We start from the raw sequence: 21,318 nt of genomic DNA on the forward strand, positions 1-21,318 counted from the left end.
TGGAAAATGGAGGAGACCCTCCTCAGATACTACGCTCTCACCGTCCCCCATGTGACGATTTTTGTCGGGACCCTCTTCGGCCTCCTCCTGATTATGGGGGTTGACATAAGGTTAGCCGCCGGAATATTCTCCCTCCTCTACGGACTCATGCTCACGATAATTGCCCTAATTGTCAGGGAGCACTTCGGGGGCCTTTGGCTTTACAAGATATCTCTCGCTTCCTTCCTCTTACTCACGGCCTTTGGAGCTATAATCGTCCTCAAGTATTTGCCATTTTAATGTCAATTTTCCCTGCTTGATCACCACAAATCAACTTATTTTTGTCAAAAAGTCCGCCCGGCGGCTTCCCTTTTGTCATTGGTTCAAAGTTCAGTTCAAAAAGTTTAAATTTCACATTTGTTCACAGTTGCGTTGTGAAATTGAACTAATGTTCATTAAGGGGGGCTATATGATGAACAGTCTCAAAGCGATTGAAAGCGGCTTCGGAAGGAAGGTCAGGTTCGTCCAGCTGATATTCGTGGACATAAACGGTGTCCCCAAGGGCATGGAGATTCCAGCAGCGAGATACGAGGAGGCCATAGAGGACGGCATATCCTTCGACGGCTCTTCAATCCCTGGCTTCCAGGGAATAGAGGATAGCGACCTCATATTCAAGGCCGACCCGAGCACCTACGCCGAAGTTCCCTGGGAGGGCATCGCGAGGGTTTACGGTTACATATACAAAGACGGAAAGCCCTACGCCGCGGATCCTAGGGGCGTCCTGAAGAAGGTTATTGATGAGCTCGCCAAAGAGGGACTCACCGCCTACATAGGGCCGGAGCCTGAGTTCTACCTCCTCCGGAGGAACGGGTCCTGGGAGCTTCACCTTCCCGATGGAGGCGGCTACTTTGACATTCTCTCCCTCGACAGGGCAAGGGAAATAAAGAGGGAAATCGCAGAGTACATGCCCGCCTTTGGCCTGATACCAGAGGTTCTGCACCACGAGGTCGGAAACGCTCAGCATGAAATAGACTTCCGCTACGACGAGGCCCTGAGAACAGCCGACAACATCATCAGCTTCAAGTACGTTGTGAAAGCCGTCGCCGAGAGGCACGGCCTCTACGCGACTTTCATGCCAAAGCCACTCCACGGAATGCCCGGGAACGGAATGCACCTCCACATAAGCCTCTGGAAAGAGGGAGAGAATCTTTTCATTGGCGAAGATGGCCTCAGCGATACTGCCTTATATTTCATAGGCGGCCTGCTTAAGCACGCCAAGGCCCTAACTGCAGTGACAAACCCGACGGTGAACAGCTACAAGAGACTTGTCCCCGGCTATGAAGCACCAGTTTACGTGAGCTGGGGCTACAGGAACAGGAGCGCCCTAATAAGGGTGCCGGCCTTCTGGGGCAATGGAGCAAGGATAGAGTATCGGTGCCCAGATCCGAGCGCCAACCCCTACTTCGCCTTCGCGGCCATTCTCATGGCCGGCCTTGATGGAATACGACACAAGGTTGAGCCCTCGGCCTACGTCGAGGAGAACCTCTATGAGATAAGCGATGATAGAAGGAAAAGGCTCGGCATTGAAACCCTGCCTGAAAGCCTCGGCGAGGCCCTCGAGGCCCTAAAGAATGATAAAATCGTCAGGAAGGCCCTTGGAGGAGCCTACGAGAACTTCGTGAGGTACAAGGAGAGGGAGTGGGAGGAGTACCTTGCCTATCTAGAGGCCAACCACCTGCCCAAAGACACGAAGAGGGTGACGGAGTGGGAGCTGGAAAGATACTTCCACGTCTAAAACTCCAAGGCCCACCTCGTGGCATTAGGTATCTTTTCCGCAACATCCAAGGCCGTGAAGTTCTCCCCCTTCTCTTCCTTCACCATGTCACCCGCAAGGCCATTGAGGAAAGCTCCAACGGAAGCCGCCCTTAGCGGCTCGTTGCCTAACGCCAAGAGAGCCCCGACGATACCCGCAAGGACGTCGCCGGTTCCCCCTGTCGTCATCCCCCTGTTGCCGGTTTTGTTATATTTCCACGTTTTTCCGTCGCTTATGACATCGTAGGAGCCTTTGAGCAGTATCACGCCACCGATCTCTTTAGCCTTCTTCATAACTGTGGCGGCCCTCTCCTTCAGGCCCGCCGGTGGAAGTTCACCAAAGAGCATCCTGAACTCACCGGCATGGGGAGTTAGAACGAACCTCTTCCCCCTTAGGGCGTCCAAATCCCCAGCTATAGCCTTCAGAGCGTCGGCATCAATAACCATAGGCCTTCCACAGCGCCTAATGAATTCTCGGACAAAGGCCTTCGTATTCTCGTCGACGCCAATGCCGGGCCCTATGACCACTGCATCGACCTTTTCCGCAATGGTCAGAACGTTCTCAAGATGCTTCAGGGCAAAGTTGCTCCCTTCAACGGGCCTCAGGATTAGATTGGGGTCCCCTATGCGCCGGGCCGAGTACTCAGGCATGGTTAGGAAGACCAGGTCCACCAGATAGGAGGCGGCCTTGGCCGCTAAGTAGGGGGCACCGAAATAATCCTCACTACCGCCGATTATCAGGAGCCTTCCGTTCTGTCCCTTGTGTTCGCCCTTCTTTCTCAGGGCAAACTTGGCATCACCAGGCCCAACGATATTGTAGAGCTCCTTCGGATAGCCAATTTTAACGACCACCCTCTCAAACCCCTCATACTCATCCTTGTCCCACTGGAACGTGACGGCAAAATCCGCCTTGACGCGAACGGTTGATGGGTAGCCACTTGGCAGGTCTATACTCACTATCTTGGCCCTTCCGGCGTATTCGTTTATCTTCTCTATCGCGCTCCTTATCGGCTCTCTTGGCTCGCCCTTCGTGCCAGCACCGAGTAGGGCATCAACTATGACGTCGAAGCCGGAGAGATCGAGCTCCTTGATGTGAGCCGAATCCTTGAGAACCCTTATCTTCACAAAGTCCAGTCTTTTGAGGATCTCCCAATTGTGCTTTGCCTCTTCGCTCCTTATCTTAGCCTCATCACCGACGAGGAAGAGCGTGACGTCGTTCTCGAAGCTGAGGTGTCTGGCAGCAACAAAGCCGTCGCCGCCGTTGTTGCCAGTTGCAGAGAAGACGGCTATCCTGAGGCCCCTTCCAAAGCGCTCCTCTATAACCCTTGCCACTCCCGCGCCTGCATTCTCCATGAGCTGGTGAGGAGTTATGCCAAGCCACCTAGCGTTGATGTCCCAGATATATACGTCCTCGATTCTCATGGGCACCACCAGTGGAAACTCCGTCTTTGATAATAAAAAGGTAACACAGAACTACTCCTCCCTGAAAATCCCCTCCCGAAAAGCCAGCATTCCAGAGAGGACAGCCCACGTGAGCAGGGCGACGAGGGAGAGATTCCAGTAAGGCAGGGGCTCGTAGAGCGACCTTATTAGATAAGCGGAGGCGCTCGTGGGGAGCAGTAGTAGAGGCTTTTGGAGAACGCTCGGCAGGACCTCGACGGGATAGTAAACGGGCAGGAAGACCGTGAGGAGCGTTAGCGCTATGTTTGAGGCGCGCATAATAACGATGGGCTCCTTCAGCTTCACCCCCAGGTAAAGGCCTACGAAGACGCTCCAGAGCCATAGCAGGGCAAGAGCCGCGAGAAGCGAGAGAACCTTGGGGAATGACAGACCTTCGAGGTAAGCCAGGGATAGAACGAGCAGAACCAGGTAAGGCAGCGCGGGAAGGCTCATTCCAATGGAGATGCCGAGTCCTAGCTTGAGTGGATGCACTGGGAGGGTTATGAGAATGTCGTAGAACTTCGAGCGGGTTTTAAGACCGGCCAACTCTATGGCCAGGTCAGTTATTCCGACGCCGGCGATAAAGCTCACCATCGCACCGATTAGAGCATTCGGAAGGAGCCGTCCACCGCTGATGACTGTCAAGAGGAAGATAAACGAGAGCGGCTGAATCGCGAAGCTGAGGAGAGAGGAGCGGTTTTTAGTTAAGGCCCTCGCATAGTATTCCAGCATGCTAATCATGCTCCCACCCCATCAGGAAGAGATCCTCGATTGTGAGCTCCTCCACCCTGAAGGGAACGCCCTTATCGAGGAGAAGGCCTTCAAGCTCCCTCAGCTCGGTCTCGCTCGCGGGGTAGACGAAGGTGTACCTCCCGGCGCGCTTTGATGTGAAACCCTCTAGCTCAAAGCTCTCAAAGAGCACCACCTTCTTTCTGAAGTGCGGAAGGTAGAGCCTGGCTATCTCCTCCGGCTTCCCCTTCAGGAGAACCCTCCTCCTGAGGAGCATCACCTCATCGCATACCCTGGAGATCTCGTCCACGTAGTGGCTTGTTAGAAAAATCGTGGCGTTTTCGGACTTCTCCCTCAGAACGTCCCAGAGCTCGAATCTCGCAGAGGGGTCGAGGCCAACCGTCGGCTCATCCAGAAAGTAGAGCTCAGCGTCGTAGGCCAGAACCATCGCGAGAAGGGCCTTTCTAACCATCCCACTCGAGAGCTCGACGATCGGCCTGTCCGCGTAATAGAGGTTAAGCTTTTCCACCCACTCGCTGGCCTTTCCCTTCGCTTTGCTCCTCGGAAGGCCGCGCATTCTGAGGTAGTGGTAGATATACTCCCTCGGCGTGAGGGTGTAGAAGTGCGCTCTGACCTCTTGGGGCAGGAGGGCGATTCTCCTTTTGATTTCCATTGGCTCCTTTAAAACGTCAAAGCCAAGAACCCTCGCCGTTCCAGAGGTGGGCTTCAGCTGGGTGGTTAAGATTTTTATGAGCGTCGTCTTCCCGGCACCGTTGGGGCCTATGAGGCCTACTATGTCCCCATCTACCTCGAAGGTAACGTCTTCGAGGGCTGTCACGCTTCCAAACCGCTTAGTTAGACCGTAAACTTCCACCGTCGGCATGACACACCCTTAGAGTATGCGAGAACTTATAAGCCTGATGTCTTTCCTTCCGAGAGTCAAGGATGTTCGGTTTGAGGCCAACCTCAACTTTCTTATACCTTTTCGACGGATATCTTAACGGTGGTCCCATGCGCCCTAAGGTCGCTGTGCTCTTCAAGATGAAAAGCGGCCCCCTGAAGGAGCTGGAGAGGTATACGGATGTTGAAATTCTCCTCTATCCGAGCGTTGAAGAGCTCGGGGAGAAGATTGCCGAGTTCGACGGAATAATAGTTTCTCCGCTGAACCCGATCCCGCGCGAGGTTATCGAGAAGGCTGAGAGGCTGAAGGTGATAAGCTGCCACTCGGCCGGTTACGACCACGTTGATGTGAAGGCCGCGACGGAGAGGGGAATCTACGTCACAAAGGTTTCCGGCTGGTTGAGTGAGGCCGTTGCCGAGTTCGCCGTTGGATTAATGATAGCTCTCCTTAGGAAAATCCCTCACACCGACCGGTTTATTAGGGCGGGAGAATGGAAAAGTCATCGCGTAGTGTGGAGTCGTTTCAAGGAGATAGAAACGGTTTACGGGAAGACCGTCGGGATACTGGGAATGGGAGCCATAGGTAAGGCCATAGCAAGGCGCGTCAAGGCCCTCGGTACGGAAGTCGTTTACTGGTCGAGGAGCAGGAAGCCTGACATCGAAGAGGATGTTGGGGCCAGGTATCTTCCCCTAGAAGAGGTTCTCCAAAGGGCTGACATCATCGTCCTCGCACTTCCGGCGACGCCTGAAACTTACCACATAATCAACGAGGAGAGGCTTAAGCTTATGGAGGGGAAGTACCTCGTCAACATAGGGCGTGGAACCCTCGTGGACGAGAAGGCCGTCGTCAGGGCCCTAAAGGAAGGCAAGCTCAAGGGCTATGCAACCGACGTCTTTGAGAGGGAACCCGTCACGAAGCACGAGCTCTTTGGGATGGAGTGGACCACCGTCTTAACGCCGCACTACGCCGGCCTAAGCAAGGAGGCCATGGAGGACATGGGATTCCAGGCCGTTAGGAACCTGCTCGCCGTGCTTCGCGGTGAAGTGCCAAAGGATCTCGTGAACCGAGAAGTTCTTAAGGTTAGGCCTCCCGAGGAGGTTAAGATGCTCTGAGGAGGTGATTGGAATGCTCATTGAAATGCTTAGGGAAATAACCTCCATCCCCGGAATTTCGGGCTACGAGGAGAAGGTCAGGGAGAAGCTCAGGGAGTGGCTCGATCCATATGCCGATGCTACCATTGATGCAATTGGAAATCTAATCGTCGAGCTAGGAGATGGAGAGCTTAAAGCTATCTTCATGGCCCACATGGACGAGATTGGGCTCCTGATAACGGGCATCAGGGAGGACGGAAAACTGGTCTTCCGGAAGGTTGGTGGTATAGATGACCGCCTGCTTTACGGAAGGCACGTCGACGTGATAACGGAGGGCGGCAGGCTGGATGGCGTCATAGGGGCCATTCCCCCGCACCTCAACATAGATGGAAAGAGAGACATCGTTCCTTGGAACAAGCTCGCCATAGACATCGGTGCCGAGAGCAAGGAAGAGGCTCTCGAGATGGGCGTTAAAGTTTTAGATTTCGCGGTCTTCAAGAAGCACTTCGCCGTGCTGAACAACCGCTATGTCTCCACTCGCTCCCTCGACGATCGCTTCGGCGTCGTCGCCCTCGTCGAAGCCATAAAGGACCTCGTGGATCACGACCTTGATTGCAAATACATCTTCGCTTTCACCGTTCAGGAGGAGATAGGGCTGAAGGGAGCCAAGTTCCTGGCGGAGCATTATAATCCGAGGTATGCCTTCGCCGTGGATTCATTCGCCTGCTGCTCATCCCTAACGGATGACGTTAAGCTGGGAAGCGGACCCGTTATACGGGCAGTTGACAACTCCGCAATCTACACCAAGAGGCTCGCCAGAAGGGTCTGGGCAATTGCGGAGAAGAACGGGATACCCATCCAGATAGGCGTGACGGGCGGAGGAACTGATGCCTCTGTCTTCCAGAGCAAGAGTGAGGTCCTAGCCCTCAGCATTCCCATCAAGTATCTCCACAGCGAGGTCGAGATGCTCCATCTCGCCGACCTCGAGGCCCTGATAAAGCTCATTGAGGCAGTAGTCTTTGAGCTCTGAAATTTAGACTTCCACCGGAGGTGATCCCTTGCTCAAATACCTCGGGTACTTCGCTGTCGGCATCGTTATTGGGACCCTAGCGGCTCTCTTCGGCCTCGGAGGAGGCTTCCTGATAGTCCCAACGCTCAACCTCCTCGGCGTTGAAATCCACAAGGCCGTCGGAACGTCGAGCGCGGCAATCGTCTTTACCTCGCTCAGCTCAGCCTACGCCTACCACAGGCAGGGAAGGATACACTACAAGGCAGGCCTTCTTTTGGCGAGCACCGCCATAGTGGGGGCCTACATCGGTGCCTGGCTGACGAGTCTAATCAGCGCCGAGATGCTCAAGATAATCTTCGGACTGACGCTGATACTCGTCGCGGTGAGGATCTATCGAAAGAAGCCGGTGGAGCCTACAGAGGTCAGGCTTGAGGATGTGAAGGTTGACTACAGGCTCGTCCCAATCGGCGGCTTCTTCGCGGGAATCGCCAGCGGGTTGCTCGGCGTCGGCGGAGGGATAATCAACGTGCCGTTCCTGACGTGGCTCGGCCTACCCATACATTACGCCGTCGCCACCTCAAGCTTCGCCATAGTCTTCACGTCGACGAGCGGGGCGATAAAGCACTACCTTCTCGGCAACGTCGAGGTGCAATGGCTACCCTTACTCGTGCCCGGCCTAATCCTCGGAGCCCAACTCGGTGCGAGGCTGGCAAAGAGGCTGAAGGCGGTGCAACTCAAGAATGCCTTCGCGGTTGTCATGGCCCTCCTCGCACTAAGGATGGTGCTGAAGGGACTGGGATATCCGGCCCCCTGATGTTTTACTCTTGAAGGAGAGAGAGAAAGAAAAGGGCTCGGCCAGTATGCCCCACATCACCCTCTCAGCTCCGTGAGGCTCCTCATCGCCTCAGCTCCTCCGCGAGTTCTAGGATATCATCGTATGTCTCGGGCGCCTCGTTCAGGATGAATATCCTGTCAAATATCTCCCTGTCCTCGGGGTCCGCCGTGGACGTCGAATACGTGCTCCCCATTATTATAACCCTTCCCATTTTGAGGGCGTCCCTGACGAGGAGGAGAGCCGTGTCCGGAGCCAGCCTGCCGCTGTAAACGGCAACTATTGTCCCGTTGTAAGCTATTCCGACGACGGGAATTACCTTAAACCCGTAAGCCTCGTAAAAGACGTAGGGAACCGTGGCGTTCCTGCCCTTGTAGGTTAGATAGCAGGTAACCTTGTCCTTGCCGAACCGCTCCGCCAAGGCCTTCATTGTATCAAGGCAATTGCCACATTTGTCGCTCCCGTAGAGGTAAAAGTGGAGCAGGTCTTCGTCTATCTGGCCCGTCCACTTTGGGAAGGGCTTTGGGAAGGTCTCCTCTGGTGCCGGGGTGGCGGTCGGCGTTGAAGATGTGGTTGTGGTCGTGGGAGCGGGTGATGTAACCGGTGTGGGCGGTATCGTTGTCGTAGTCGTCGTAGTTGCGGGGGATGTAACTGGTGTGGGTGTTGGCTCTGGGCTCGCCGTCGGAGAGGGTGTTTCGATTGTAGAGGGAGTGGTGAAGGAGGGCATCGTCGAGGTTTCAGTTTCAGTTGAGAGCGTCATCGTTGCGGTAGTTTGTGGAGTTGTAGACTGCGTTGGGGAAGAGGCCTCAGAAGTCGTTGTCGTCTCACCTCCGAGGCACTGAGCCGCAACTATGATGAGCGTCAGGGCAAGGATTACAAGGGCCTTCCTCACCTCCATCCCCTTACCTGAAATGGTCTCCAGCGATTTAAGCCTTCCGGCAGGGATTTAAAGGCAGAAGTCGAGTCCTTCCCGGTGGTATCATGGGTGTCGAGGAGCACAGAAAGGAGGCACCAAAGAGCTTCCGGTTTGGTGTTGTGACAATTAGCGACAAGGCCAGCAGGGGCGAGAGGACGGACGAGGCAGGTCAGTTGATAATCGAGACCCTAAAGGGGCTTGGAGAGCATGTTTACTACAAGGTTGTGCCCGACGACAAGATAGAGATACTCGCCGCTGTCTTCGAGGCAATAAAGGCTGGAGCTGACGTCGTGATAACGACGGGGGGCACGGGAATAACGTCCAGGGACGTTACTGTGGAGAGCCTGAGGCCCCTCTTCGATAAGGAGCTGAGCTTCGGCGAGGTATTCAGGCTGAAGAGCTACGAGGAGGTCGGAACGGCCGCTGTTCTGACGAGGGCAACGGCCGGAATAATCAGAGGGAGCAGGAGTGTCCTGATAGTTGTTCTTCCGGGCAGTATGAATGCCGTGAGGACGGGTCTCGAAATACTGAAGGCCGAGGTGTTCCACATCCTCAAGCACGCCAGGGAGTAGCCCTTAGCCTCTTAGTAGCTTCCAAAAGCCTCCTTGCCTTCTCCGCTCTTACTCTCCCTCCTTCCTTTATCCACGTGCCAACTATGAAGCCGTCAGCGTGCCTCCACAGCTTTCCCAGATTATCAGGCGTAACGCCAGAGCCCACTAGCACAGGCACCGGGGATATCCTCTTCGCGAGTCGCAACCTGCCTACATCCACGGGCTCCCCCGTCCTCCTGCCAGTGACTATGATAGCATCGGCTCCGCCCCTCTCGACGGTATCCAAAAGGGCTGAAGCGAAGTCGCCAAAGTGGACGGCATGCTTCACGTGGACGTCCGCGAAGACCGCGATTTTCGATGGCAGGAGCTTCCTAAGGCGGGCTAATTCCCAGGCAACCCCCTCTATAATCCCCTGATCCGTGAAGGCGACACCACTCAGGACGTTCACCCTTATGAAGTCCGCCCTTGCCGCATAAGCTATGGAATAGGCGGCAACGGCATCGTTTCTTAGGACGTTGACGCCAACGGGTATCGAAACTTCTTCCGCAATAGCCCTCGCTATAACCGCCATTGCCGCCACCGTCGGAGGTTCGGCTTTGCTGGGATAAGGGGCATCGCCGAAGTTCTCCACTATCAGAGCATCGAAGCCCGCCTCTTCCAGCGTTCTTGCGTCCTTAAGAGCATTCTCAAGCACGGTCTCTAAGTCTCCCCCGTAGCGGTATGATCCGGGGAGGGGCTCGAGGTGAACCATCCCGATGAGGGGCTTTTTTGAAAAATCCAGCATGTTTCTGAGTGGGAGGGAAGGTTTTTAACATTATCCGAGGAGGGAGGAGGGGTGATAGCGTGAAGAAGGCTTTAGTAACCTTTATGTTCGCCCTTCTACTCGGATTTGTAGCTCCCGTGAGTGCGGAGAAACCCCTCGTCGTTGTGAGCCTTCCTCCTCTCGCCGAAATTATCAAGGAGGCTCTAGGTGAGCAAATCGAAGTAGTTTATCTAGTTCCACCCGGCGTTGAGCCCCACCAGTACCAGCTTTCCCCAGACCAGGTAAAGTTGCTGGAGGAAGCGGAGGTCATCGTGACTACCGGTCACTTGCCGGCCGAGCAGAGGATACTCGAGCTGAAGGAGGAGGGGAGAATAGGGGGGAGGGTCCTCGGGGTAAAGGATTATGCCCGCTTCGGATTCCACTACCTGCCCGAGAGATGGTACGGCCACAAGGCAAATCCCCACGGGATGTGGCTGGACCCTACCAACGCCCTCGCAATCGCGAAGGCCGTTGTAGTGGCCCTCGCGGAAAGGCACCCGGAGATGGCGGGGGAGCTTTGGGGCTCTTACGAGCGATTTGAGACTAAGGTCGAGGGAATAATGGAAGCCTATTCAGGTATAGCAACTGGGAAGAGGGCAATCGTGGAGCTTCCATCCCAGCAGTACGCCCTTGAATGGATGGGCCTCGAAGTTATCGCCTCAATAAAGCCCGAGGCAGAGGTTCCGGCGAGAAGCCTAGACGAGCTCGCCAGCCTTGACGCCAACATCGTGGTTTATGACGAGAATACACCTGAGGCCTTGAAGAGAGCCGCGAAGGAGCTCTCCGGGAGGATGGGGATTCCCCTAACCAACATTACCGTCCTGTGGACAGGAAAGCCTTACACGGAGGTGTTGGCCCAGAACGCTAGGAGCATCGTAACGGCCCTTAAGGGGGAGGTCATATGCTTGGCAACCGAAGATTCGAGAACCGAGTATGCCCTTCTCTCGTTTCTCGTAGGGGTTGTACTCGGGGTGGCCATTGGCGTCGTGATTAGGAAGTGCCCCATCTGAGGATAGGGCAATCCCTTTTAACCCTACCCCCAACATTCCCCAGGTGGTTGCATGGAGATTGGTGTTGTGGGAAAGCCCAACGTCGGAAAGTCAACCTTCTTCTCCGCCGCAACCCTCGTGGACGTTGACATAGCCAACTATCCCTTCACCACGATAGAAGCAAACGTCGGAGTTACCTACGTCATCGCGGAGCATCCCTGCAAGGAGCTGGGCTGCAAGCCCAACCCACAGAACTACGAGTACAGGAACGGCCTCGCCCTGATACCCGTGAAAATGATTGACGTAGCCGGCCTTGTTCCCGGAGCGCATGAAGGGCGCGGCCTCGGGAACAAGTTCCTCGACGACCTCAGGATGGCCTCTGTCCTCATCCACGTCGTTGATGCTACCGGAAAGACGGACGCCGAGGGCCAGCCCACCGATTACCATGACCCCGTTGATGACATTGAGTTCCTCGAGAAGGAGATAAACTACTGGATTTACGGCATCCTTAAGAAGAACTGGGACAAGTTCGCCAAGAGGATAAAGCTCCAGCGTATCCCCCTGGAGAGGGCAATAGCGGAGCATCTCAGCGGCATAGGCGTAAGCGAAAACGACGTTTGGGCAGCAATACACAACCTCGGCCTGGGCGACGACCCAACGGGGTGGAGGGACGAGGATTTACTCGCCTTCGCCTCAGCCATCAGGCGTATAAATAAGCCCATGATAATAGCGGCCAATAAGGCCGATGCAGCGAGCGATGAGCAGATAGAAAGGCTCAGGCGGGAGGGCGAGAGAAGGGGATACATCGTTGTTCCAACGAGTGCAGCAGCCGAGCTTACCCTGAGGAAGGCCGCTAAGGCGGGGTTCATAGACTACGTGCCGGGCTCAAGCGACTTCAAAATCCTTAAACCTATGAGCTCCAAGCAGGAAAAGGCTCTGAAGCTGATAAGAGAGCGTGTCCTCGAGAGGTTCGGTAGCACCGGAGTGCAGGAGGTCATAAACAGGGCAGTCTTTGAGCTCCTTGGGCTAATACCAGTATATCCCGTCGAGGACGAGAATAAGTTGACCGACGGCTTTGGCAACGTTCTGCCGCACGTCCACTTGATGAAGAGAGGCTCCACCCCCAGGGATTTGGCATACAAGGTCCACACAGACCTCGGAGAGGGTTTCCTCTACGCGGTGAACGCCAAGACGAAGAGGCGCGTCGGCGAGGACTACGAGCTGGAGTTCAACGACATAATAAAGATAGTAGCGGTGACCCGCTGATTCTTCACTTTTTCGGAACCTTAAAGCTCATGGCCTGCTCCTGCTGGAGTTTCTGGACCTTCACGGCAACTTCCTTAATCCTCTGCTCGAGCCCGTGCAGGGTCTCTTGCGTCTTCTTTATGGCCTCGTCGTATTCCTTTATCCTTCCTTCGAGGAAAGTTATGGCGTCATCTATGCTCCTCTCGACGGCGTAACCGGCCCCAACGCTAACTATTGCCCTGTCCTTGTCCACTATAACTCCCTTCAAGAAAGAACCGGCCCCTATCGGTATGAGGATTTCGGGCTCGCCCTCGACCTTCTTGAGACCTTTGAGAGTCTCCTTCACCGCCTGAACCTCGTTCCTCGCGAGCGTCAGGAGGTCAAGGTTCTGCGCGAGGAGCTGCGCCTGCGCCTGAAGCATCTGGTACTCATAGGCAAGCTTTTCAAGCTCCTTTTCATCGGCCATATCCATCACCCCTAGGTTTAGGAAGAAAAAGAAAGCTTTAGGCAAGCTCGAGGCTGAGGCGCCTGACGATTATATCCTCGGCCTCCTCGGGGCGTATCTCCTTAATCTCCTGGATGACTATCTTGCTCCTCTTGACCTTGTGCTTGCTACCTATCTCCGAGTAGACGAGCTCCTTCACGTGCTCCTCCTTGAGGGCCCTGTATTCCTTCGTGAACTTGAACTTCTTCCCGTTCTTCTCATAGAACCCCATAACGCGGAAGACCTTGACGTCCATCCCCACCACCTCACAGGAACCCGAGGGCTTCTTCAATCTTAACTATTTCGGGACCCGTTGTGAGGTTGCCAACGACGACGCCATTCGAGTTGGCGAGCATGCAGGAGCCCACGAAGGGAACACCCTGGTTGGCGGTCCCCACGTAGATGTCAACCTTAAACAGGTCCCTCAGCCACTCGAGCTCCTCATCAGTAGCCTCGGGATGCACGAGACCGCCCCTGTTCGTGACAACGCCCGCGCTTCCAACGGCGTGGTGCCCCGCTATTACACCCCTCTCCACTTCAACGCCGAGGATGTCCTCGAGCTTCTTGGCCTCCTCCCTCGGGAACTTAGCGCTCACCAGTGCCGCCCTGTCGTTGACGAGGACCAAGTTACCGAGGGCCGTCAGCTTGCTCTGGAAGAGCTCCACCCTTATATCCAGGCCCAGTTCGTCAAGGGCCCTGTTGAGGGCCTCCAGCTCAGTGTCCCATATGTACCATGGGACTACAATTGCGTTGGAGTTGGCGGCGATAAATATTCCGATTATCCGAGACTTCATTATGCTAATCTCGACGAGAGGGACCTTTAGGACCTCCCTAAGAACGGAGAGCTTCTTTTCCTGGAGGCCTTCCCTAATCAGGACTACCTTATCCGTGGCAACTCCGAACACGCCGAGGTAAGGGGAATTCTCAAAGTCGAGCCTCTCGATGTGCATTCCTCCACCTCACGAAAATATATCAGGCAAGGGAAACGTAGGCTATCCTGACTTTGCCATTCTCGCGCTCCTCCTCCTCAACCTTAACCTTGACACGGAGCTTGCTCGGGGGCTTCTCGATGCCGCGCTCCCATATCTTTTCATTGAGCTTCGGGTCTATTATGACCTCCTGAACCTTGGCGTGTCTCCTCACGAACTCCTTGACGAACTTAACTGCCCTTGGAGCCCTCTTCCACCTTGGAACTATCTTCTTTATCTTCCTTATCGGGACGGTGAACACGACCTCCTGCCCCGGCTCTATCATTTACACCACCTCACTCCTTGAGCTTGGTCCTCCTCCAGTGCCTCCTCTTAGGGTGTGTTATAACGCGCCTGTTCGTCTTAACGATGACCCACACCGGAACGCGCCTGTTCTGCTTCATGGCTTTTGCAAGCCGGAGCTTCTTCGCAAGGGGCTTGTTCCTCGCCATGCCTATCCCTCCCTAAAGCGATAGAGGAATGAGCTGGCTAAATCGCCTGCTCTCCCTACACTTGGGAGCCTTAAAAGGCTTTCGTCCGAAGGCAAAGGGAAAGCTTTTAACCGGCGGGGACTTTTACACGTATGAAACTTGGGGTGGTGGACATGGGCGTCGAGAAGGTTCCAAAGTACGATATCCCCGTTAAAAAAGTAGAATTTGTCTTCGTGGAGCTCGACAAGATGAAGCCCCATGAGCAACTCGTCCAGAGGGAGCTCGAAGACTTCATAGAGAGCGTCACGGGTTCAGGAATATTCTGGAAGCCGATGCTGCTCGCAAAGATTCCGGGAACCGACGAGTACCTTATAGTCGATGGACACCACAGGTGGGCGGGCTTGCAGAAGTTGGGAGCGAAGAGGGCCCCCTCCGTGATACTCGACTACTTTGATGAGGGCGTCAAGGTGTACACGTGGTACCCAGCCTTCAGGGGCGATCTTGAGAAGGTCATCGAGAAGCTGAAGGCAGAAGGTCTTGATGTCGTTGAGGACCCTGAGGCCGAAGAGAAGGCCGAGCGCGGAGAGATAGCTTTCGCCCTCGTGGGCAAGAGGAGCTTCGCCATACCCGGTGGGCTCGAGGAGCAGAAGAAGGTCAGCAAGGTCCTCGATGAGATGGATCAGGCAGGCGAAGTCGAGCTCGTCTACTACGGTCTCAAGGAGGACGCTAAAGCGGATATGGCCAAGGGTGAAATCGACTACGTCTTCATTAGGAAGGCCCCAACGAAGGAGGAGGTCATGGAACTCGTGAAGAGGGGAGAGGTGTTCTCCCCTAAGACGACCAGACACGTCCTCCCATTCATCCCGGACAAGATTGACGTCAAGCTCGAGGACCTCTTCTGACGAAAGGCGTAAATTCCTTCCTTTCTTATAATTTTTGGTGATCACATGAAGCACTCGAAGCTCGCCGGAAAGATAAAAGAATAAGGACTACCCCCGGGCTTCCCTAAGGGCCCGATAGAACTCACGAATAACGGCAGCGTTCTCCCTTATCTCCTTCAGGGCCTCCTCGTACTTACCAGCCTCAGCCAGCTCCTTTACCCTCTCGTAGAGCTTTGAGAACTCCTCCAGCGGCTCAACAATGTTCGGGTCGTTCAGACTCTTGGCCAGCTCGATGGCCCTCCCTCCCTTTATCAGGAACGCCTTGACTATCCTCTCAGCCTTTCTCTCAAGAAGCTGCTTCCTTATCTCTCTCAGCTCCCTCTCAAGCTTCTCCTGCCTCTCCCTGAACTTCTCTATGTCCTTCCTGAGGGCCCTCCAATTCCTCTCCTTAGCGTGGGCCCTCATATCCCCGTAAACCTTCCGAAGCTCATTAAGGGTCTCTCGAGCCTTCCTAACGTCTATTCCCGCCCTCTCAGCAAAGTCTAGGAACTTGTCAACCTTCCTGAGATAATCCTCGATCCTCTTCAGGGATATGCGCGGGGCCCCTTCCTTCCTCACCACCTTCAGCACAGCCCTATAGTGCTTCATGGCCTTAAGGGCCGTTGAAACTGCCACCTCGCACTCGCCGGCCTCATACTTGTTTTTCGCCTCCTTGAGGAGCTCCTTTGCCGCCCTATATTCCTCCAAGAGCGCCGAGTTATTTATCCTACCCATCACCCTGGCTGTCAGTACATCGACTCGCTCAAGGTGCTCCAGGATGTGAGAAGCCTTCATGCAGATGTTCCTGCCGTCTCCCGTCGAGTCCGCGGTCGCGAGGGGCACGATAGAGCCGAGCAGGAGCAACACCATCAGTCCAGCGGCGATCCTCATGGACATCACCGATTGATGCTTCGACCTCTCGAGTTATTAGAAACCCGTTCGTTTCCGAAGGTTTCAGAAAGGAACGATTAGAAACGAAAAAAGAAATCACCTGAGGGATCTGACGAGGTCCTCAAGGACGCCGAGGAATGTCTCGACTTCCTCCACGCTGTTGTAGACGTGGAATGACGCTCTTACGGTGCCGTTTATTCCCAACCTCTTCATGACGGGAAGGGCACAGTGATGGCCAGAGCGGACCATTATCTTGTGCTCGTCGAGGATTGCAGCTACATCGTGTGGATGGAGCGGTGGAACGTTGAAGCTGACCACGCCAGCATGCTTCTCAAGATCCCTTGGCCCGTACCATGGAATTTCGAGAGCGTCGAGGCCCTCCGTCGTCCTCTTGACGAGCTTTTTCTCCTGCCTTTCGATTTTGTCGAGCCCAATTCTCTCTATGTATCGGATGCCTGCGGCCAGCCCTATGGCCCCACCTATGTTGGGCGTTCCAGCTTCGAAGCGCTCAGGTGGTTCGGTGAGCGTGTAACAGCAGAGGTCGACATCTTCGATTGTCCCGCCTCCTATGAGAGGAGGATCGAAGATGTCGAAGAACTCCTCCCTAATGTAGAGCACACCTATACCCGTCGGCCCCATAGGCCCCTTATGTCCCGAGAAAGCTAGGAAGTCCGCGTGGAGCTTATTAACGTCAACCCCCATGTGGCCCACGCTCTGGGCAGCATCAACGACGAATATTGCCCCTTCCTCCTTTGCCATCTTCCCAAGCTCTTCAACCTCATGGATGACGCCGAGGGCGTTGGAAACGTGCTGCACGGCTACGAGCTTTGCTCCTTTGATTTTCTTCTCAGCGTCACTCAGGTCGAGGTTGCCCTCGTCATCCCCTTCGATAAACTCCACCCTTAGGCCAAGCTTCTTAGCCAATCTCTGCCAGGGCAGGAGGTTGGAATGGTGCTCGTAAGGGGTCGTAACTATCTTATCTCCCTTCTTGAAAATGTGCTCGAGGCCAAGCGCCACCAGGTTTAGGCTCTCGCTCGTGTTCTTCGTGAAGGCTATCTCCTCGAACTTGGCTCCGATGAAGTCTGCGACGACCTTCCTGGCCTCCTCATACTTGTGAGTCGCCATCTGGGAGAGGCGGTGAACTCCCCTGTGAACATTCGCCCTGTACTTGAGGTAGTATTCAGTCATAGCCTCGATTACAGGCTTCGGTGTGAGGGAAGTTGCGGTGTTATCGAAATATATAACCTCGTTTGTCAGGGGGATGTCCTTCCTCACGTCGTCTGGAATCTTCATGGAAATCACCGAAGGGTGTTGCACCTCCTGCTTAAAACTGTTGTTCATTGAATCTTGTTCCATTTATGGAACAAAAACTTAAAAATTTCGGAACAAATACGGGCCCGGGTGGTGTCATGAACGCGAAGGAGGTAGCCCTTACGGCGCTCATGGCGGCCACCGGGCTCGTCCTACAGGTAAGTCCTCTCAAGTTCAAGACCCCGTGGGGAATGAACATAGACCTCGTGGCCGTGCCCATAGTTCTTCTTTACTTCCTCACGGGCCTAAGAACGGCCATCTTTGGTCTCGCAGTCCTCGCCCTTGGAATAAGCCTCGTATCTACGGCGGGTCCCCTTGGGGCATCTATGAAGTTCGCCGCGACGCTAAGCGTCCTTTTAGGCCTCGAAGTTGCGAAGAGACTTGTCAACGATGTAGGAATAAAGTTCTTCGCCCTAGGTTATGCTACCTCGGTCGCAATAAGGGGCCCCCTGATGCTCGTCCTCAACTACTACTTTGCCCTCCCCTTATGGCTGGGGGTTGGAGGTGATCTGCTTATAAGAAAGGTTGAAGAGATGACTGGCCTCCCCTTCTGGCTGGCAATAGTCCTCCCCAACGCCATTCAGACGGTGGTAGACATCTTAGGAGCTGCTTGGATCGCTACTCCTGTGGCGAAGAGGCTCGGACACATCATTTAAAACCTCAGGCTCCTACCTTCCAGGTCCTCTTTTATGGTTTTAACTACCCTCACTTCCCTACCCTCTAGAACAACCACCGACGTTGCTATTTCCTCGAGAAGGGCAATTATCTCTGAGTGGACCGGTTTGAGCGCGTCGATGTTCAGAAAATAGAACGCCACCCTTCTTTCATTACCAACATGCTCAGATATCGTCTTCACTAACCTCATGCCCTCCTTTATTGTTCCAAGGAGAAACATTTTATGCATGCCGATTACCGGGTTTACGAATGGACCTTCACCTACCTTTGAGAGAATCTTATTGTATTCCCCGACATCCATCACGTACTTTCCCATCTCTATCTTCCCGATGACGTTCCCAACTTTCTTGAACCCCTCAGCCTTTACCACGGAAATTTCTTCTAAGGGGGATGTGTTAAAGCCTGCAAGCTTCAGCCTTGCGAGGTATTCGCAGAGGGTGTCCATTATATCATCCACCACGACTGGCAGGGAACTCCCAACCACTAGCTGATAGAACAATAGTTCAGGTCTCGAACGGGAGGAGTGCTCGACAAGCACTGTTTCCCCGAGCTTGAAGGCCGAGAGAAACTCCCGCACGTCCATGGCATCATCCCTCAAAATATGGGGCAATGAGACAGTATATAGGATTTTTGCTTTGATAGGCCTGAAAGCTTCACCCTCAGGGACGGAGATTATCATACGATTCTTGCCCTGGAGAGCACCCTTGGAGAGACGAAGCTCCCAATGACTTCCACTTTCCTCCCAACGGCCCCAATGTCCTTTAGGAACTCGAAGATGTTTCCCGCAAGCATGTTGTCCTTGAAGGGTCTAACCTCACCCCCCTTTACAACGTAGCCAAGCTCGATGGTGAGTGAGAAGTCCCCGCTGACAGGATTCGCCGTGTGCTCCCCGTAGACCTTCCTCACGACGATCGCCCTGTCGAGATCCTCAAGGTTCTCCCCCTTCCCCCTGACAACGACATTGCTAGTCCCTATCGAGGGAGCCGTCCTGAAGTCCCTCACGGCGTTTCCCGTGCTCTCCGCGTTCATGAGCCTTGCATACCTCTCGTCGTAGAGGAAACTCCTCAGGATTCCGCCTTCTATGAGCACGGTCCTCTGACCCGGATTGCCCTCGCCGTCAAAGGGATAGCTCGCCACGCCACCGGGCAGGGTCGCATCGTCGAGAAGGGTAAAGACCTCGGAGGCAACCTCGACATCCGTCTCCCTGAACCTGCTCCTCCCGTGGTAAACGGTGTTCGCATGGAGGTTCGGCAGGAGAACGTCGAGGATTGATGCAAGGGCGTGGGGCTCAAAGATTATCTCCCCCTCGTAGGAATCAAGCCTTCCCGCCTGATAGCTCAGCTCCAGCTCCCAGAGGGCCTTCTCTATGACCTCATCGAAGACCTCCTCTCCCGGAAGCTCCCTCAGGGCCTTGTACTCGCTCCCGGTTCCCGTCCTCCCGTCCTTTCTCACGGCATAGGCGTGAAGGGTAAATGCGGTCCCCTCCCACTCCAACTCAACTCCATTGGAGTTGACTATTCCATCCCTGCCGACGCCGTAGCCGAGACTCCCCGAAAAGGTGGCATCCTTCCCGGCCATCCCCTCGACGAAGGCTTCCGCCATCTCATGACCCTCCTCGAAGCCGAGCCGAGCTATCTGGGGGTCATAGAGCCCCTTGACCCTCGGCACTCCCTTCGGCGTCGGAAGGCCCACGAACTCTACTTCCCCGACCCTCGCCAGCTTCACCGTCCTCTTCACGAACTCCTCGAGCGTTTTCCTATCGTGTTCCAAGCCAGTTATGTAGGAAAAGCCCTGCTTTCCCCCGACTCCAACCCTCAGTCCTATGCCAGCCGAGAACTTCTGCTGAACCCTCTCAATTTTCCCCTTCTCAATTTTGAAGGACGTGCTCCTGCTCTCCTCCCAGTAAATCTCCCACTCGATGTTCTTGCCCTCAAGGATTTTGACGAGCTCCTCCACTGCATTTATCATCCTAATCCCCCCACGATTGCCCTTGTAAGCACGTGGGGCCCACCGTCATCCACGGACACCCACTGCCCCTTACCGCAGTAGCCCGGAAACTCTATCCTGAGGTCCTTTCCTATCGCCCTTATGTTCCTCAGCACGTCGAGTATCTTGCCAGAGAGGGCCACGTCTCTAACGTGAGCCTTTATCTCGCCGTTCTCAATTATGTAGCCCTCCTTAGCCCCAAAGGTGAAGGTGCCGTTGGCAGTATCAACCTGACCACCCTTGTCCCCTATCATATAAAGACCGCGCTTCACCTCGCTGACCATCTCCTCAAAGGACCAATCCCCCGGCTCCAAGTAGGTGTTGGACATCCTCACGAGGGGCTGGTGGGCATAGCTCTGAGCCCTCCCGTGTCCGTTGGGCTCAAGGCCAAGCAATGCTGCAGTTTCCCTGTCGTTGAGGTAGTTCACGAGGATACCATCCCTTATTATCTCCACCCGCCTCGCCCTGATTCCCTCGTCGTCGTAGACGTAGGAGCCAAACTTTCCGGGCAGGGTAGGGTCATCAACCACTCTCAATCCATCTACGGCTATCTTTTCGCCGAGCTTCCCTTCCAGGATACTCTCCCCGTTCTTCACGGAGTCGGCCTCAGCCGCATGACCGAGAGCCTCATGAATGAACACTCCGGTCAGCTCGGGATCCATTATGACATCGAACTCGCCCGAGGGCGGTGTCCTCGCCCTGAGGAGTTCAAGGGCCTTTTCCTTCACGAAGAAGGTCCAATGTGGGAAGTCAATACCTTCGACGAGCTCCCAACCCACCGTTCCGCCGAACGTCTTCCAGTATGCCTGCATGCCCCCGTTTCCCTTAGCCGTCACGGAGAAGCTCAGCCTTATTCTCGGGACGACGGTCTGTATCTCGCTCCCGACTGAGTTCAAATATATCTGCTCCTTTAGGCCATCCACATAGACGACCCGCCGAGCGCTTATACCCTTTCCCTTCAGGAGACCATCCACCTCCCTCACTAGGGCCACCTTGTCCCCTATCTCGATATCCGTGAAGGGCTCCCTTACGGGCATCTCAGCCCTATCCACAACTGGATCCCCGATGAATATCTTGGAGTCCCCCCCTGAAACTTTCGCTATCTTCATGGCGGTCTTTATTACCTCCTCGGCCTTCGAGAGGTCGCTGGAGGAGGAGAAGCCCCAAGCCCCCGCGAAGGCCCTAGCCCCTATGCCGACCTCTAAGTTGTCTTCAAGCGTTTCGAGGCTCCCGTTCTCCATCTCGATAAGGACGGCCCTCGTCCTCGCCACCCTTACCTCGAAGTATTCAATCCCATACCTCTCAGCCATCCTTTCGGCAAGCCTCAGAATTCTTTCGACGTCCATCCTCGACCCT

At 54.8% G+C, this 21,318-nt stretch carries 26 protein-coding genes; 11 read left to right on the top strand and 15 right to left on the bottom strand.

Annotated features, from left to right (window positions below):
* Positions 1–6: 6 nt before the first annotated feature.
* Both PYCH_RS09255 and glnA read left to right on the top strand, forming a co-directional pair.
* A complete protein-coding gene (locus PYCH_RS09255) occupies positions 7–279 on the top strand; it encodes a hypothetical protein (protein ID WP_013906600.1) in 273 nt (90 codons plus the stop codon).
* 172 nt (positions 280–451) lie between these two features.
* Positions 452–1,774, top strand: a complete 1,323-nt coding sequence (gene glnA / locus PYCH_RS09260) for a type I glutamate--ammonia ligase (protein WP_048058419.1) — start codon at positions 452–454, stop codon at positions 1,772–1,774.
* Here glnA and PYCH_RS09265 read toward each other — a convergent pair.
* The 3 genes from PYCH_RS09265 to PYCH_RS09275 are packed head-to-tail and all read right to left on the bottom strand — an operon-like array spanning position 1,771 to position 4,843.
* A complete protein-coding gene (locus PYCH_RS09265) occupies positions 1,771–3,213 on the bottom strand; it encodes a bifunctional ADP-dependent NAD(P)H-hydrate dehydratase/NAD(P)H-hydrate epimerase (RefSeq protein ID WP_013906602.1) in 1,443 nt (480 codons plus the stop codon). The genes glnA and PYCH_RS09265 overlap by 4 nt on opposite strands.
* Before the next feature lie 51 nt (positions 3,214–3,264).
* On the bottom strand, positions 3,265–3,972 hold the full coding sequence (locus PYCH_RS09270; protein WP_013906603.1) for a hypothetical protein: 708 nt from the start codon (positions 3,970–3,972) through the stop codon (positions 3,265–3,267).
* A complete protein-coding gene (locus PYCH_RS09275; protein ID WP_013906604.1) occupies positions 3,965–4,843 on the bottom strand; it encodes an ABC transporter ATP-binding protein in 879 nt (292 codons plus the stop codon). The genes PYCH_RS09270 and PYCH_RS09275 overlap by 8 nt, the downstream gene beginning before the upstream one ends.
* A 128-nt stretch (positions 4,844–4,971) precedes the next feature.
* Here PYCH_RS09275 and PYCH_RS09280 point away from each other — a divergent pair, with 128 nt between their 5' ends.
* From PYCH_RS09280 to PYCH_RS09290, 3 genes are read left to right on the top strand one after another with little or no spacing between them, the layout of a single operon-like run.
* Positions 4,972–5,973: a 2-hydroxyacid dehydrogenase gene (locus tag PYCH_RS09280; RefSeq protein WP_013906605.1), complete on the top strand. Its 1,002-nt coding sequence runs from the start codon at positions 4,972–4,974 to the stop codon at positions 5,971–5,973.
* Between the two features lie 13 nt (positions 5,974–5,986).
* A complete protein-coding gene (locus PYCH_RS09285; protein WP_013906606.1) occupies positions 5,987–6,982 on the top strand; it encodes a M42 family metallopeptidase in 996 nt (331 codons plus the stop codon).
* 28 nt (positions 6,983–7,010) lie between these two features.
* Positions 7,011–7,775 carry a sulfite exporter TauE/SafE family protein gene (locus tag PYCH_RS09290; RefSeq protein ID WP_013906607.1) on the top strand — a complete coding sequence of 255 codons (765 nt, stop codon included), beginning with the start codon at positions 7,011–7,013 and terminating at the stop codon, positions 7,773–7,775.
* Positions 7,776–7,857: 82 nt separating this feature from the next.
* Here the strand turns inward: PYCH_RS09290 and PYCH_RS09295 are convergent, their stop codons facing one another.
* Positions 7,858–8,223: a hypothetical protein gene (locus tag PYCH_RS09295; RefSeq protein WP_013906609.1), complete on the bottom strand. Its 366-nt coding sequence runs from the start codon at positions 8,221–8,223 to the stop codon at positions 7,858–7,860.
* A 118-nt stretch (positions 8,224–8,341) separates the two neighbouring features.
* Between PYCH_RS09295 and PYCH_RS09300 the strand changes: the two genes are divergently transcribed.
* Both PYCH_RS09300 and PYCH_RS09305 read left to right on the top strand, forming a co-directional pair.
* Positions 8,342–8,635, top strand: coding sequence for a hypothetical protein (locus PYCH_RS09300; RefSeq protein WP_013906608.1), 294 nt, complete (start codon positions 8,342–8,344; stop codon positions 8,633–8,635).
* 139 nt (positions 8,636–8,774) lie between these two features.
* Positions 8,775–9,281 carry a MogA/MoaB family molybdenum cofactor biosynthesis protein gene (locus PYCH_RS09305; protein WP_013906610.1) on the top strand — a complete coding sequence of 169 codons (507 nt, stop codon included), beginning with the start codon at positions 8,775–8,777 and terminating at the stop codon, positions 9,279–9,281.
* Here PYCH_RS09305 and PYCH_RS09310 read toward each other — a convergent pair.
* A complete protein-coding gene (locus tag PYCH_RS09310) occupies positions 9,262–10,041 on the bottom strand; it encodes a BtpA/SgcQ family protein (protein WP_048058420.1) in 780 nt (259 codons plus the stop codon). The genes PYCH_RS09305 and PYCH_RS09310 overlap by 20 nt on opposite strands.
* Before the next feature lie 62 nt (positions 10,042–10,103).
* Here PYCH_RS09310 and PYCH_RS09315 point away from each other — a divergent pair, with 62 nt between their 5' ends.
* On the top strand, positions 10,104–11,072 hold the full coding sequence (locus tag PYCH_RS09315; protein WP_013906612.1) for a metal ABC transporter solute-binding protein, Zn/Mn family: 969 nt from the start codon (positions 10,104–10,106) through the stop codon (positions 11,070–11,072).
* Positions 11,073–11,123: 51 nt separating this feature from the next.
* Positions 11,124–12,317, top strand: a complete 1,194-nt coding sequence (locus PYCH_RS09320) for a redox-regulated ATPase YchF (protein ID WP_013906613.1) — start codon at positions 11,124–11,126, stop codon at positions 12,315–12,317.
* A 4-nt stretch (positions 12,318–12,321) separates the two neighbouring features.
* On the opposite strand, the gene pfdA is transcribed toward PYCH_RS09320, so the two are convergent.
* From pfdA to PYCH_RS09345, 5 genes are read right to left on the bottom strand one after another with little or no spacing between them, the layout of a single operon-like run.
* Positions 12,322–12,762 carry a prefoldin subunit alpha gene (gene pfdA / locus PYCH_RS09325; RefSeq protein WP_013906614.1) on the bottom strand — a complete coding sequence of 147 codons (441 nt, stop codon included), beginning with the start codon at positions 12,760–12,762 and terminating at the stop codon, positions 12,322–12,324.
* Between the two features lie 37 nt (positions 12,763–12,799).
* Positions 12,800–13,036, bottom strand: coding sequence for a 50S ribosomal protein L18Ae (rpl18a, locus tag PYCH_RS09330; RefSeq protein ID WP_013906615.1), 237 nt, complete (start codon positions 13,034–13,036; stop codon positions 12,800–12,802).
* Between the two features lie 10 nt (positions 13,037–13,046).
* Positions 13,047–13,730, bottom strand: coding sequence for a translation initiation factor IF-6 (locus tag PYCH_RS09335; RefSeq protein ID WP_013906616.1), 684 nt, complete (start codon positions 13,728–13,730; stop codon positions 13,047–13,049).
* Between the two features lie 22 nt (positions 13,731–13,752).
* The gene (locus PYCH_RS09340) at positions 13,753–14,034 is read right to left on the bottom strand and encodes a 50S ribosomal protein L31e (RefSeq protein WP_013906617.1); all 282 of its coding nucleotides are present in this window, start codon (positions 14,032–14,034) and stop codon (positions 13,753–13,755) included.
* Positions 14,035–14,044: 10 nt separating this feature from the next.
* A complete protein-coding gene (locus tag PYCH_RS09345) occupies positions 14,045–14,200 on the bottom strand; it encodes a 50S ribosomal protein L39e (protein ID WP_013906618.1) in 156 nt (51 codons plus the stop codon).
* A gap of 152 nt (positions 14,201–14,352) precedes the next feature.
* Between PYCH_RS09345 and serK the strand changes: the two genes are divergently transcribed.
* Positions 14,353–15,081 (top strand): L-serine kinase SerK, encoded by a 729-nt coding sequence (gene serK, locus PYCH_RS09350; RefSeq protein WP_013906619.1) that lies wholly within the window; start codon positions 14,353–14,355, stop codon positions 15,079–15,081.
* 87 nt (positions 15,082–15,168) lie between these two features.
* Here the strand turns inward: serK and PYCH_RS09355 are convergent, their stop codons facing one another.
* Together PYCH_RS09355 and PYCH_RS09360 are read right to left on the bottom strand one after the other, a co-directional pair.
* Complete coding sequence (locus PYCH_RS09355) at positions 15,169–15,996, bottom strand: hypothetical protein (protein ID WP_148236240.1); 828 nt, start codon at positions 15,994–15,996, stop codon at positions 15,169–15,171.
* 90 nt (positions 15,997–16,086) lie between these two features.
* Complete coding sequence (locus PYCH_RS09360) at positions 16,087–17,283, bottom strand: cysteine desulfurase (protein WP_013906621.1); 1,197 nt, start codon at positions 17,281–17,283, stop codon at positions 16,087–16,089.
* 116 nt (positions 17,284–17,399) lie between these two features.
* On the opposite strand from PYCH_RS09360, the gene PYCH_RS09365 reads away from it, so the two are divergent.
* A complete protein-coding gene (locus PYCH_RS09365; protein WP_048058317.1) occupies positions 17,400–17,957 on the top strand; it encodes an ECF transporter S component in 558 nt (185 codons plus the stop codon).
* Here PYCH_RS09365 and PYCH_RS09370 read toward each other — a convergent pair.
* The 3 genes from PYCH_RS09370 to PYCH_RS09380 all read right to left on the bottom strand — a co-directional run bounded on the left by PYCH_RS09370 (position 17,954) and on the right by PYCH_RS09380 (position 21,308).
* Positions 17,954–18,559 carry a DUF257 family protein gene (locus PYCH_RS09370; protein ID WP_048058421.1) on the bottom strand — a complete coding sequence of 202 codons (606 nt, stop codon included), beginning with the start codon at positions 18,557–18,559 and terminating at the stop codon, positions 17,954–17,956. The genes PYCH_RS09365 and PYCH_RS09370 overlap by 4 nt on opposite strands.
* Before the next feature lie 92 nt (positions 18,560–18,651).
* Complete coding sequence (locus PYCH_RS09375) at positions 18,652–19,944, bottom strand: TldD/PmbA family protein (protein ID WP_013906624.1); 1,293 nt, start codon at positions 19,942–19,944, stop codon at positions 18,652–18,654.
* Positions 19,941–21,308 carry a TldD/PmbA family protein gene (locus tag PYCH_RS09380; protein WP_013906625.1) on the bottom strand — a complete coding sequence of 456 codons (1,368 nt, stop codon included), beginning with the start codon at positions 21,306–21,308 and terminating at the stop codon, positions 19,941–19,943. The genes PYCH_RS09375 and PYCH_RS09380 overlap by 4 nt, the downstream gene beginning before the upstream one ends.
* Positions 21,309–21,318: the final 10 nt, after the last annotated feature.

This window comes from Pyrococcus yayanosii CH1 (assembly GCF_000215995.1).
In the GTDB taxonomy this organism is placed as follows: Archaea; Methanobacteriota_B; Thermococci; order Thermococcales; family Thermococcaceae; genus Pyrococcus; species Pyrococcus yayanosii.

What these genes read in the sequence shown, in the direction of transcription:
- PYCH_RS09255 (WP_013906600.1), top strand. Translation starts at nt 7, where the DNA reads ATGGAGGAGACCCTCCTCAGATACTACGCTCTCACCGTCCCCCATGTG.
- glnA (WP_048058419.1), top strand. Translation starts at nt 452, where the DNA reads ATGAACAGTCTCAAAGCGATTGAAAGCGGCTTCGGAAGGAAGGTCAGG.
- PYCH_RS09265 (WP_013906602.1), bottom strand. Translation starts at nt 3,213, where the DNA reads ATGAGAATCGAGGACGTATATATCTGGGACATCAACGCTAGGTGGCTT.
- PYCH_RS09270 (WP_013906603.1), bottom strand. Translation starts at nt 3,972, where the DNA reads ATGATTAGCATGCTGGAATACTATGCGAGGGCCTTAACTAAAAACCGC.
- PYCH_RS09275 (WP_013906604.1), bottom strand. Translation starts at nt 4,843, where the DNA reads ATGCCGACGGTGGAAGTTTACGGTCTAACTAAGCGGTTTGGAAGCGTG.
- PYCH_RS09280 (WP_013906605.1), top strand. Translation starts at nt 4,972, where the DNA reads ATGCGCCCTAAGGTCGCTGTGCTCTTCAAGATGAAAAGCGGCCCCCTG.
- PYCH_RS09285 (WP_013906606.1), top strand. Translation starts at nt 5,987, where the DNA reads ATGCTCATTGAAATGCTTAGGGAAATAACCTCCATCCCCGGAATTTCG.
- PYCH_RS09295 (WP_013906609.1), bottom strand. Translation starts at nt 8,223, where the DNA reads ATGAAGGCCTTGGCGGAGCGGTTCGGCAAGGACAAGGTTACCTGCTAT.
- PYCH_RS09305 (WP_013906610.1), top strand. Translation starts at nt 8,775, where the DNA reads ATGGGTGTCGAGGAGCACAGAAAGGAGGCACCAAAGAGCTTCCGGTTT.
- PYCH_RS09320 (WP_013906613.1), top strand. Translation starts at nt 11,124, where the DNA reads ATGGAGATTGGTGTTGTGGGAAAGCCCAACGTCGGAAAGTCAACCTTC.
- pfdA (WP_013906614.1), bottom strand. Translation starts at nt 12,762, where the DNA reads ATGGCCGATGAAAAGGAGCTTGAAAAGCTTGCCTATGAGTACCAGATG.
- rpl18a (WP_013906615.1), bottom strand. Translation starts at nt 13,036, where the DNA reads ATGGACGTCAAGGTCTTCCGCGTTATGGGGTTCTATGAGAAGAACGGG.
- PYCH_RS09335 (WP_013906616.1), bottom strand. Translation starts at nt 13,730, where the DNA reads ATGCACATCGAGAGGCTCGACTTTGAGAATTCCCCTTACCTCGGCGTG.
- PYCH_RS09340 (WP_013906617.1), bottom strand. Translation starts at nt 14,034, where the DNA reads ATGATAGAGCCGGGGCAGGAGGTCGTGTTCACCGTCCCGATAAGGAAG.
- PYCH_RS09345 (WP_013906618.1), bottom strand. Translation starts at nt 14,200, where the DNA reads ATGGCGAGGAACAAGCCCCTTGCGAAGAAGCTCCGGCTTGCAAAAGCC.
- serK (WP_013906619.1), top strand. Translation starts at nt 14,353, where the DNA reads ATGGGCGTCGAGAAGGTTCCAAAGTACGATATCCCCGTTAAAAAAGTA.
- PYCH_RS09355 (WP_148236240.1), bottom strand. Translation starts at nt 15,996, where the DNA reads ATGTCCATGAGGATCGCCGCTGGACTGATGGTGTTGCTCCTGCTCGGC.
- PYCH_RS09360 (WP_013906621.1), bottom strand. Translation starts at nt 17,283, where the DNA reads ATGAAGATTCCAGACGACGTGAGGAAGGACATCCCCCTGACAAACGAG.
- PYCH_RS09365 (WP_048058317.1), top strand. Translation starts at nt 17,400, where the DNA reads ATGAACGCGAAGGAGGTAGCCCTTACGGCGCTCATGGCGGCCACCGGG.
- PYCH_RS09370 (WP_048058421.1), bottom strand. Translation starts at nt 18,559, where the DNA reads ATGGACGTGCGGGAGTTTCTCTCGGCCTTCAAGCTCGGGGAAACAGTG.
- PYCH_RS09375 (WP_013906624.1), bottom strand. Translation starts at nt 19,944, where the DNA reads ATGATAAATGCAGTGGAGGAGCTCGTCAAAATCCTTGAGGGCAAGAAC.
- PYCH_RS09380 (WP_013906625.1), bottom strand. Translation starts at nt 21,308, where the DNA reads ATGGACGTCGAAAGAATTCTGAGGCTTGCCGAAAGGATGGCTGAGAGG.